Raw genomic sequence first — 9,493 nt, forward strand, 5'->3', positions numbered from 1 at the left:
GTGGATGCCGCACGAAGGCGTGGCCGGCGCCGACGACAACCCCCCTAGCCTAAGCGTTCCCCCGCTCGCGACGAACGTGGCTGCGACCGCAAGGAGCCTGCGCCGACGCGCTGGAACCCGCACGCTCGTGCTCCCTAGGATGGGGGCATGCGCATCCACATCGCGACCGATCACGCCGGCCTGGAGTTCTCGACGCAGCTGCTGCACCACCTCACCGAGGCGGGGCACGACGTCGTCGATCACGGTCCCGTCGAGTACGACCCGCTCGATGACTACCCCGCCTTCTGCATCCGCGCCGCCGACGCCGTCGTGCGCGACCAGGCCGCGGGCGTCGCCGCGCTCGGCGTCGTGTTCGGCGGCTCCGGCAACGGGGAGCAGATCGCCGCCAACAAGGTGCAGGGCATCCGCGCCGCTCTCGTATGGAACCTCGCCACCGCGGAGCTCGCCCGCGAGCACAACGACGCGAACGTCATCGCGATCGGTGCCCGTCAGCACACGTTCGAGGAGGCCGTGTCGTTCATCGACCGGTTCATCGAGACGCCGTTCTCGCACGACGAGCGGCACGTCCGCCGCATCCGCCAGATCGCCGCCTACGAGGCGCACGGCACGCTCGCGCCCGACCCTCGCGCGCACTGATGCCCGAGGGGCACTCGGTACATCGGATCGCGCGCCAATTCGACCGGAACTTCGTCGGGCGCCAGGTCGCGGCATCCAGCCCCCAGGGCCGCTTCGCGGAGGGCGCCTCGGTCATCGACGGCCGTGCCGCGGTCGATGTGCGTGCCGTCGGCAAGCAGATGTTCCTGGAGTTCGACGACGAGCTCTGGCTGCGCGTGCACCTGGGCATGTACGGCGCGTGGGACTTCGCCGGCGAGATCCTCGTCGACCCGACGATCGCGTCGGCGAACGGTCGCATGGGGCAGACCAATCAGCGTGGCACCGATCTCGACCGTGTGATGGATGCCGCGGGGGAGAACTCGCTGACCTCGATCGGGGCTCCGCGGCGCACCCGGGTGCACGTGCGCATGAGCGAGCAGACCACGGGCCTGGCCGACGAGGGCGACGCGTGGCCGCCGCCGGTGGTCGGACAGGTGCGCCTGCGCCTGCTCACCGAGAGCACGTGCGCGGACCTGCGCGGACCCACCGCGTGCCAGCTGCAGACGCCGGACGAGATGCTCGCGACGATCGCAGGGCTCGGCCCCGACCCGCTCGTGGACGATCCGGCCGAGGGGGAGGAGCGCTTCACCGCGACCGTCCGCCGCAAGCCGACCCCGATCGGGCTGCTGCTCATGGACCAGTCCGTGGTCAGCGGCATCGGCAACGTCTACCGCGCCGAGCTGCTCTTCCGAGCCGGGCTCGACCCGCACACGCCCGGCCGCGACGTGCGCGAGGAGGTCGTTCGCGAACTGTGGCGCGACTGGGTGCGGCTGCTGCGCATCGGCGTCGAGACCGGCCAGATGATGACCATGGACGGACTCGATCCCGAGGCCTACCGCCGCGCGATGGCCAGCCGCGACGACCGCCACTGGGTGTACCACCGCGCCGGGCTGCCGTGCCGCGTGTGCGGCACCGCGGTCGTCCTGGAGGAGATGGGCGCCCGCAAGCTCTACTGGTGCCCGCGATGCCAGCGCTGACCCCCGCGAGGGTGCCCCTTCCCCCCGCGAGGGTGCCCCTTCCCCCCGCGAGGGTGCCAGTTGCGGCGGCGAGCCGGGCGACGGGATGCCGACGATGAGCCTGGCTCGCGGCGAGCGCGTCGACGTCATCGCCGACGCGCGGCTCACCGGTGCCGATCGGATCGATCCGTTCGGCACCGCCGCGGTCGATGTCCACCTCACTGATGGCCGCATCGCGGACATCGCCCCGGTCGGTGCGCTGCCGCGCCGCGGTGCAGTGCTCGACGCCGGCGGGTCCTGGCTCATCCCCGGACTGTGGGACCACCACGTGCACACCGTGCAGTGGGCGCTCGAGGCGCAGCGCGTGCCGCTGCGGCAGGCGGAGTCGGCCGCGCACGCCGCCGCTGTGATGGGCGCCGCCCCGGTCCTCGGCGACGGGCGACGGGTTGGTGCCGGCTTCCGCGACGCGCTCTGGCCCGATGAGCCCGACCTCGCCACGCTGGACGAGACCACCGGCGAGGTGCCGACCTACCTCATCAACGCCGACGTGCACAGCGTGTGGCTCAACTCCGCGGCACTCCGACGCGAGGCGATGCCCGTCGAGGGCACCGGGCTCCTCCGCGAAGGGCCCGCGTTCGAGATCTCCCGCAGGCTCAACGCCGTCGACTCCGCCCTCGCCGACGCGGCGGTGTTCGCGGCGCTTCAGGATGCGGCATCCCGAGGCGTCGTCGGCATCGTCGACCTCGATATGGCCTGGAATGCCGAGGCGTGGAACCGGCGGCTCGCGGCGGGGTTCGACACCACGCGCATCTCGTTCGGCGTCTACCCGCCGCACCTCGACCGTGCGATCGCGGAGGGACTGGAGACCGGCGACGCGATCGACCCGGCCGGGCTCGTACGTATGGGGCCGCTCAAGATCATCAGCGACGGGTCGCTCGGCACACGCACGGCCGCGTGCTCGCACGCCTACGTGGGGGCCCCGCACAACCGCGGCGTGCTCACGGTCGAGCCCGCCGAGCTGATCGAGCTCATGACCCGGGCGACCGGCGGAGGGCTGGCGTGCGCGGTGCACGCGATCGGCGACGTCGCCGTCACCCACGCGCTCGACGCGTTCGGCCTCGTCGCCGCGCACGGCACGATCGAGCACGCGCAGCTGGTCGCCCACGCCGATCTACCGCGGTTCGCGCGGCTGGGCGTGGGTGCCAGCGTGCAGCCGGAGCACGCGCTAGACGACCGCGACCTGTCCGACATGGAATGGGCGGCCCAGACCGCGCGCGCCTATCCGCTCCGAGCGCTGGCCGACGCCGGTGCGAACCTCCTGTTCGGCTCCGACGCTCCGGTCGCGCCCCTGGAACCGTGGGCGGCGATGGCATCCGCGGTGCACCGGACGCGCGACGGCCGTACCGCGTGGCATCCCGAGGAGACGCTGGATGCCGCGACCGCTCTGGCCGCGTCCACGGAGGGCGGCTCGCACGCCGGCAGCGCACTGGAACCAGGGATGACCGCCGACCTCGTCGTGTGCGAGCACGACCCGCTCACCGCCACCGAGCAGCAGCTGCGCGCGATGCGGATCGCCGCGACCATGATCGCGGGCCGCCTGACGCACGTGGGGTAGTCGCGCGACGACGAGGCCCCCGGGTCTCGCGATCGGGGGCCTCGTCTGCTGGAAGTCCTACTCGGCCAGGTGGGCGAAGAGGAACCAGCGGTCCTTCTCCAGTCCGGCCTTGATCTCGATGGCGACGTCCTGGCTCGTGAGGTCGGTCTCGTCGAGCCCGTCGATGGCGGCCTGGACGTCGGCGATCACGGCATCCATGTCGTCGATGATCGCGCGGATCTCGGTCTGCCACGGCGCGAAGCCCGCGGGGACCGTGGTCGGAGCGACCTTCTCGGCGACGACCGAGACGCGGGCGTCGATCGGCAGCCCGAGGGCCACGATGCGCTCCGCGGCCAGGTCGGCGAAGCCCTGCGCGTTGCTCACGAGGGTGTCGATGAGCTCGTGGATCGCGATGAAGTTGGCGCCGCGCACGTTCCAGTGCGCCTGCTTCCCGTTGACGGCCAGAGCCTGCAGCCCCAGCACGACCGGGGTGAGGAACTGCGCCGTGCTGGCGGCGGCCTCGGGGCCCGCGGCGGTGGCGGCGATCGTCTGCGTCTTGGTCATTTTCTCTGTGCCTCCGATTTCGGCAGATGTTCCCTGCCTGCATCCAACGGTACTCGGCTCGAAGCATTCCGCAAGCAAGACAAGCCTGGGCTTACACCGCGGAATCACGCGGGATATCGTCGCTGTATGACCATCGCCGCCGGTGCCTCCGTCCTGCCCGTCCACGGTCGTTCGCCGCAGGTCCCGGCATCCGCGTTCATCGCCGACGGGGCACGCGTGGTCGGCGACGTCGTGCTGGGGGAGCACGCCTCGGTCTGGTACAACGCGGTGCTGCGCGCCGAGGCCGCCACCATCACCGTGGGCGCCCGCAGCAACCTGCAGGACGGCGTCGCGGTGCACGTCGACAGCGGCTTCCCGGTGACGATCGGCGAGGACGTGTCGGTCGGCCACAACGCGGTCGTGCATGGCTGCACGATCGCCGACGGCGCGCTGGTCGGCATGGGCGCGGTCGTGCTCAACGGCGCGGTGATCGGTGCGGGGAGCCTCGTGGCCGGGGGAGCGGTCGTGCTCGCAGGCACGGAGGTGCCCGCGGGCTCGCTCGTGGCGGGCGTGCCCGCGAAGGTTCGGCGCATGCTCACCGACGAGGAGCGCGAGGGCATCCGGCGCAACGCCGAGAACTACCTCGGGCATCTGGCGGCCCACGCCGACGCCGTCGGGTGAGGCGCGGCCGTGATCGATTCGCCGCCGCGCCCCGAGCGGGTACTGTGGAGGGCGCATGCGCGCGATGAAGCAGACTCTGGCTGTTGTAGCCGTCGCCGCGTTGGTCGTACCCGTGACCTCCGCAGCCTTCGCCGCAGGGCCCGACAGCGGTCTTGCGGCATCCGCCGCCGCGCCCGCCCAACGGCCGGCCGCTCAGACGCTCGTCGTGGCGGCCTCCAGCGGGCCGGTGCTTGAGCGCGGCTCGTACAGCGTCGAGGTCGTCGCGCCGCTCCCGGTCGCAGCCGCTGAGTCCGGGAGCACCGCTGCGGGCTCGGCTGCGGCGGCTGAGTCGTTCGCCGCGCCTGCGCAGTCCTACTCGGGGGAGAACGTCGTCGCGTACGCGTCGGAGTTCGTCGGCAAGGTGCCCTACGGCACCGGGAACGATCCGAACGACTCCTTCTCGTGCGACGGTTACGTCCAGTACGTGTTCAAGGCCTTCGGCATCGAGTTGCCGCGCGGTGCCAACCACCAGGCCGCGCTGGGCGTGCAGATCCCGCAGTCCGAGGCCCGCGCCGGCGACCTGCTGTGGTGGCCCGACACGCACATCGCGATCTACGACGGCAACGGCGGCATGCTCGACTCGCCCTACGAGGGACTGATGGTCCGGCACCGAGACGACTTGTGGGACAGCCCGATCTTCATCCGGCTCGGCTGACGGCACCCGACACCCGGGCTCGTGTGCTCCGGTGTTGTCGGCACATCGTCGGAAATCGGCGCTTCGTCGGACCCTCCGCCGGCGTGTCGCTCCGACGAACGGCAGATCTCCGACGCACTGCAGCGACTCCCGCCGTCGCCGCTGCGCGTACGCTGACGAGGAGACAGGCCGAGGGGGTCGACATGCGCATCGAGTCACTGGCGCCGGGCGAGATCTTCGTCTTCGGCTCGAACTCCTACGGAGCGCACGGCGGCGGAGCCGCGCGGTTCGCCTATGACAGGTTCGGTGCCGTGTGGGGGCAGGCCGAGGGCCTGCAGGGCCGGTCCTACGGGATCGACACCATGTCGGGGCCGGTGGTCTTCGAGGAGCAGGCGGCGCGGTTCGTGCGGTTCGCCGTCGAACACCCGGAGCTGCGGTTCCTGGTGACCGAAGTGGGCTGCGGCATCGCCGGGTACGCCTCCGAAGACGTGGCCGACTTCTTCGCCGGCGCGCCGGACAACGTCGTGCTGCCCGACTCATTCGTGCGCGTCCTGGAGCGCGGCGCGGAACGCTGACCTCTGTTCCGGGTCGCCTGGCGGATCGGGTCGCCTGCCTTCGGCGGCACGTCGGAGCTTTGGAGGGGATGACGGGAATCGGCCACTCCGCCTCTCCACCCGCCGGCTGCGCCGGCGCGCGGAGCCTCGGGCGGAGCGGGACCCCCCGAAGCGGGTCGGTTCGGACGGCATTCGCACCAAAGCTCCGCCGCGCCTGCCTTCGGCGACACGTCGGAGCTTGGAGGGGATGACGGGAATCGAACCCGCACTACCAGTTTGGAAGACTGGGACTCTACCATTGAGCTACATCCCCGCAGCGGCATGGCCGCGGCACCCGCAAGTCTACTGGACCGCCGGTGCGCCCCCGACTGCGACGCCCGCGACGCTCAGCGCGACCAACGTGCGGCGCGCCGACTTCCCTCGCACGCACAGAGGTCCACAGACCCCGCGGTCTCTGGGGGAATGCGGCCCGAACCAAGGCTGGATCTCGTCCCAGGGCGCTGAGAAGCCCCTATTCCCGACGTCTGGCCTTCGTGCGGGCAGCATTGCGCGGCGCACCCGACGACGTCGCCTCTGCACGGGTCCTCAACTGCCCGACGACGAGGTCGGCTAGACTTGCCCCGGCCGTTTTACGGCGCACGGTTTCGTGCGCGCCCGGGGCGTAGCTCAGCTTGGTAGAGCGCCCGCTTTGGGAGCGGGAGGCCGCAGGTTCAAATCCTGTCGCCCCGACCACGGCATCCCAAGACCCCAGACCTTCCCGAACCGCGCATGGGTGCGGCCGAATACGAGGAGAACGAACAGGCATGGTCACCAGCACCGTCGAGAAGCTCAGCCCGACCCGGGTCAAGCTCCGCATCACGGTCACCCCGGACGAGCTCAAGCCGAGCATCGCCCACGCGTACGAGCACATCGCCAAGGACGTGCAGGTCCCCGGCTTCCGCAAGGGCAAGGTCCCCGCGCCGATCATCGATCAGCGCATCGGTCGCGGCGTCGTGCTCGAGCACGCCGTCAGCGACGGACTCGATGGGTTCTACCGCGCTGCGATCCTCGAGCACGAGGTCCGCGCCCTCGGCCGCCCGTCGGCGGACATCGTCGAATGGCCGAGCGAGAAGGACTTCTCCGGCGACCTTCAGGTCGAGGTCGAGGTCGACGTGCGGCCCGACTTCGAGCTGCCCGCGCTCGACGGCCTGACGCTGGAGATCCCGGCCGCCGAGGTAGACGACGCGGCGGTGGATGCCGAGCTCGACCGCCTGCGCGCCCGCTTCGGCACGCTCGTGACCGTCGACCGTCCGGCGGCAGCCGGAGACTTCGTCGAGCTCGACCTCGTCGCCACGATCGACGGCGCCGAGATCGACCGCGCCGAGGGCGTGTCGTACGAGATCGGGTCCGGCGAGCTGCTCGAGGGCATCGATGAGGCCGTCGACTCGCTCACGGCCGGCGAGGACACCACGTTCCGCTCCACCCTCATCGGCGGCGACCACGCCGGCGAGGAGGCCGAGGTGGCCGTCACGGTGACCGCGGTCAAGGAGCGCGAGCTGCCCGAGGTCGACGACGACTTTGCGCAGATGGCGAGCGAGTTCGACACGATCGGGGAACTGCGCGAGAGCCTCATCGAGCGCGTCGCTCAGCAGGCCGCGTTCGGGCAGGGTGCGGCCGCGCGCGAGAAGCTCGTCGAGACGCTGCTGGATCAGGTCGACATCCCCGTGCCCGACCAGCTGGTCGAGGACGAGGTCCACGCCCACCTCGAGGGCGAGGGTCGCCTCGATGACGACGAGCACCGCGCCGAGGTCGCCGAGGCGAGCCGCACGCAGTTCCGCACCCAGATGATCCTCGACAAGATCGTCGAGCAGCACGACGTGCAGGTCTCGCAGGAGGAGCTCACCCAGTACCTCATCCAGTCCGCGGCGCAGTACGGCATGGCGCCGCAGGAATTCCTCCAGGCGGTGCAGCAGGGCAACCAGCTGCCGGTGATGGTCGGCGAGGTCGCACGCAACAAGGCGCTCGCGATCGCGCTCGGCAAGGTCACCGTGGTCGACACGGCGGGCAAGCCCGTCGACCTCTCCGGGTTCATCGCGGTCGAGGGCGAGGAGCCCGTGACCGACGAGGAGGAGGTCGTCGAGGAGGCGCAGGAGATCGCGGATGCCGCCGCCGAGGCCGACGCGATCATCGCGGCCGAGGAGGCTCCCGCCGAGCAGGCGCCGAAGAAGAAGGCCCCCGCCCGCAAGCCGGCGGCGAAGAAGACGAAGGCGGCCGACGCCGAGTAGGCGATCTGTCCCGGGCGAGGGGGTGGATGCCGCGGCATCCACCCCCTCGCTCTGCCCAGGGCGAACATGCGCGGGTCGTTCCCGACGCGCGGGTAGATTCGATCCGACGAAACCGGAACGGGAGCATTCATGGCTGAACCACTTGTCGCGACGAGCGTCTTCGACAGGCTGCTGAAGGACCGCATCATCTGGCTGGGTTCGGAGGTGCGCGACGAGAACGCCAACGAGATCTGCGCCAAGATCCTGCTGCTGGCCGCCGAGGACTCGCACAAGGACATCTACCTCTACATCAACTCGCCCGGCGGCTCGATCACCGCGGGCATGGCGATCTACGACACGATGCAGTTCGTGCCGAACGACATCGTGACCGTCGGCATCGGCATGGCCGCCTCGATGGGCCAGCTGCTGCTCACCAGCGGCACCAAGGGCAAGCGCTACATCACCCCGAACGCCCGAGTGCTGCTGCACCAGCCGCACGGCGGCTTCGGCGGCACGGCCAGCGACATCCAGACCCAGGCGCAGCTGATCCTCGACATGAAGAAGCGCCTCGCCGAGATCACCGCCGGACAGACCGGCAAGACCGTCGAACAGATCAACGCCGACGGCGACCGCGACCGCTGGTTCAACGCGGAGGAGGCGCTCGAGTACGGCTTCGTCGACCACATCCGCGAGCACGCCGCGGACGTGCACGGCGGCGGCGGAACCGACCAGTGACCCCGCGAAGGAGAGAGAACCACATGAACGTCCCCCCCTTTGGCGGCATCGCGCACCAGGGCATTCAGGCCCCCGGCAGCCGCTACATCCTGCCGCAGTTCGAGGAGCGCACGGCCTACGGGTACAAGCGCCAGGACCCGTACAACAAGCTCTTCGAGGACCGCGTGATCTTCCTGGGCGTCCAGGTCGACGATGCCTCCGCCGACGACGTCATGGCGCAGCTGCTCGTGCTGGAGAGCCAGGACCCCGACCGCGACATCGTGATGTACATCAACTCGCCGGGCGGCTCCTTCACGGCCATGACCGCGATCTACGACACGATGCAGTACGTCTCGCCGCAGATCCAGACCGTGGTCCTCGGGCAGGCCGCCTCCGCGGCATCCGTTCTACTGGCCGCCGGCGCGCCCGGCAAGCGCCTCGCGCTGCCGAACGCCCGCATCCTGATGCACCAGCCCGCGGTCGGCGAGTCCGGTCACGGGCAGGCGTCCGACATCGAGATCCAGGCGGCCGAGATCCTGCGCATGCGCACGTGGCTGGAGGACACCATGGCCCGCCACACGAAGAAGACCGCCGCCGAGGTGCACAAGGACATCGATCGCGACAAGATCCTGTCGGCCACCGAAGCCCTCGACTACGGCATCGTCGACCAGGTGCTCACCTCGCGCAAGCGCGGTCCCCAGGCGGCGCTGACGGCCTGAGGATCCGTCGCGACAAGGTCATCCGTTGCCAATCCGCCGGATGTCGGTGTCAGCGATTAGGCTCAGAGGGCAGCACCCGACCCGCGACGAGGAGGAGCGCCATGGCACGCATCGGTGAGAGCGCCGACCTGTTCAAGTGCTCCTTCTGCGGCAAGAGCCAGA

Annotated in this window: 10 protein-coding genes and 2 tRNA genes; 10 read left to right on the top strand and 2 right to left on the bottom strand. The window is 70.6% G+C overall.

All coding sequences use genetic code 11. The features are described from left to right. Positions 1-147: 147 nt before the first annotated feature. The 3 genes from QM641_RS05375 to QM641_RS05385 all read left to right on the top strand — a co-directional run bounded on the left by QM641_RS05375 (position 148) and on the right by QM641_RS05385 (position 3,225). Positions 148-636, top strand: coding sequence for a ribose-5-phosphate isomerase (locus tag QM641_RS05375; RefSeq protein WP_415114215.1), 489 nt, complete (start codon positions 148-150; stop codon positions 634-636). Then, positions 636-1,631: an Fpg/Nei family DNA glycosylase gene (locus tag QM641_RS05380; RefSeq protein ID WP_415114217.1), complete on the top strand. Its 996-nt coding sequence runs from the start codon at positions 636-638 to the stop codon at positions 1,629-1,631. The genes QM641_RS05375 and QM641_RS05380 overlap by 1 nt, the downstream gene beginning before the upstream one ends. 94 nt (positions 1,632-1,725) lie before the next feature. Continuing rightward, complete coding sequence (locus QM641_RS05385) at positions 1,726-3,225, top strand: amidohydrolase (RefSeq protein ID WP_415114219.1); 1,500 nt, start codon at positions 1,726-1,728, stop codon at positions 3,223-3,225. Positions 3,226-3,282: 57 nt separating this feature from the next. Here QM641_RS05385 and QM641_RS05390 read toward each other — a convergent pair whose 3' ends face one another. Continuing rightward, the gene (locus QM641_RS05390) at positions 3,283-3,768 is read right to left on the bottom strand and encodes a Dps family protein (RefSeq protein WP_415114221.1); all 486 of its coding nucleotides are present in this window, start codon (positions 3,766-3,768) and stop codon (positions 3,283-3,285) included. Positions 3,769-3,894: 126 nt separating this feature from the next. Here QM641_RS05390 and QM641_RS05395 point away from each other — a divergent pair, with 126 nt between their 5' ends. The 3 genes from QM641_RS05395 (at position 3,895) to QM641_RS05405 (ending at position 5,676) form a co-directional block, all read left to right on the top strand. Further along, complete coding sequence (locus tag QM641_RS05395) at positions 3,895-4,428, top strand: gamma carbonic anhydrase family protein (RefSeq protein WP_415114223.1); 534 nt, start codon at positions 3,895-3,897, stop codon at positions 4,426-4,428. A gap of 112 nt (positions 4,429-4,540) precedes the next feature. Next, positions 4,541-5,122 carry a C40 family peptidase gene (locus tag QM641_RS05400; protein ID WP_415114225.1) on the top strand — a complete coding sequence of 194 codons (582 nt, stop codon included), beginning with the start codon at positions 4,541-4,543 and terminating at the stop codon, positions 5,120-5,122. 182 nt (positions 5,123-5,304) lie between these two features. Then, entirely contained in the window at positions 5,305-5,676 is a 372-nt protein-coding gene (locus QM641_RS05405) for a hypothetical protein (protein WP_415114227.1), read from the top strand. A gap of 218 nt (positions 5,677-5,894) precedes the next feature. On the opposite strand, the gene QM641_RS05410 is transcribed toward QM641_RS05405, so the two are convergent. Further along, positions 5,895-5,968: transfer RNA gene (locus QM641_RS05410), tRNA-Gly, on the bottom strand. 342 nt (positions 5,969-6,310) lie between these two features. Between QM641_RS05410 and QM641_RS05415 the strand changes: the two genes are divergently transcribed. The 4 genes from QM641_RS05415 (at position 6,311) to QM641_RS05430 (ending at position 9,331) form a co-directional block, all read left to right on the top strand. After that, positions 6,311-6,387, top strand: a tRNA-Pro gene (locus QM641_RS05415). Between the two features lie 71 nt (positions 6,388-6,458). Further along, complete coding sequence (gene tig, locus QM641_RS05420) at positions 6,459-7,919, top strand: trigger factor (protein WP_415114229.1); 1,461 nt, start codon at positions 6,459-6,461, stop codon at positions 7,917-7,919. Between the two features lie 129 nt (positions 7,920-8,048). Then, positions 8,049-8,633, top strand: a complete 585-nt coding sequence (locus QM641_RS05425) for an ATP-dependent Clp protease proteolytic subunit (protein ID WP_415114231.1) — start codon at positions 8,049-8,051, stop codon at positions 8,631-8,633. Positions 8,634-8,656: 23 nt separating this feature from the next. Next, positions 8,657-9,331 carry an ATP-dependent Clp protease proteolytic subunit gene (locus tag QM641_RS05430; RefSeq protein WP_415114233.1) on the top strand — a complete coding sequence of 225 codons (675 nt, stop codon included), beginning with the start codon at positions 8,657-8,659 and terminating at the stop codon, positions 9,329-9,331. The last annotated feature ends 162 nt before the right edge of the window (positions 9,332-9,493 follow it).

It is taken from the genome of Microbacterium sp., from assembly GCF_047605725.1.
Lineage (GTDB): Bacteria > Actinomycetota > Actinomycetes > Actinomycetales > Microbacteriaceae > Microbacterium.

What these genes read in the sequence shown, in the direction of transcription:
- QM641_RS05375 (WP_415114215.1), top strand. Translation starts at nt 148, where the DNA reads ATGCGCATCCACATCGCGACCGATCACGCCGGCCTGGAGTTCTCGACG.
- QM641_RS05380 (WP_415114217.1), top strand. Translation starts at nt 636, where the DNA reads ATGCCCGAGGGGCACTCGGTACATCGGATCGCGCGCCAATTCGACCGG.
- QM641_RS05385 (WP_415114219.1), top strand. Translation starts at nt 1,726, where the DNA reads ATGAGCCTGGCTCGCGGCGAGCGCGTCGACGTCATCGCCGACGCGCGG.
- QM641_RS05390 (WP_415114221.1), bottom strand. Translation starts at nt 3,768, where the DNA reads ATGACCAAGACGCAGACGATCGCCGCCACCGCCGCGGGCCCCGAGGCC.
- QM641_RS05395 (WP_415114223.1), top strand. Translation starts at nt 3,895, where the DNA reads ATGACCATCGCCGCCGGTGCCTCCGTCCTGCCCGTCCACGGTCGTTCG.
- QM641_RS05405 (WP_415114227.1), top strand. Translation starts at nt 5,305, where the DNA reads ATGCGCATCGAGTCACTGGCGCCGGGCGAGATCTTCGTCTTCGGCTCG.
- tig (WP_415114229.1), top strand. Translation starts at nt 6,459, where the DNA reads ATGGTCACCAGCACCGTCGAGAAGCTCAGCCCGACCCGGGTCAAGCTC.
- QM641_RS05425 (WP_415114231.1), top strand. Translation starts at nt 8,049, where the DNA reads ATGGCTGAACCACTTGTCGCGACGAGCGTCTTCGACAGGCTGCTGAAG.
- QM641_RS05430 (WP_415114233.1), top strand. Translation starts at nt 8,657, where the DNA reads ATGAACGTCCCCCCCTTTGGCGGCATCGCGCACCAGGGCATTCAGGCC.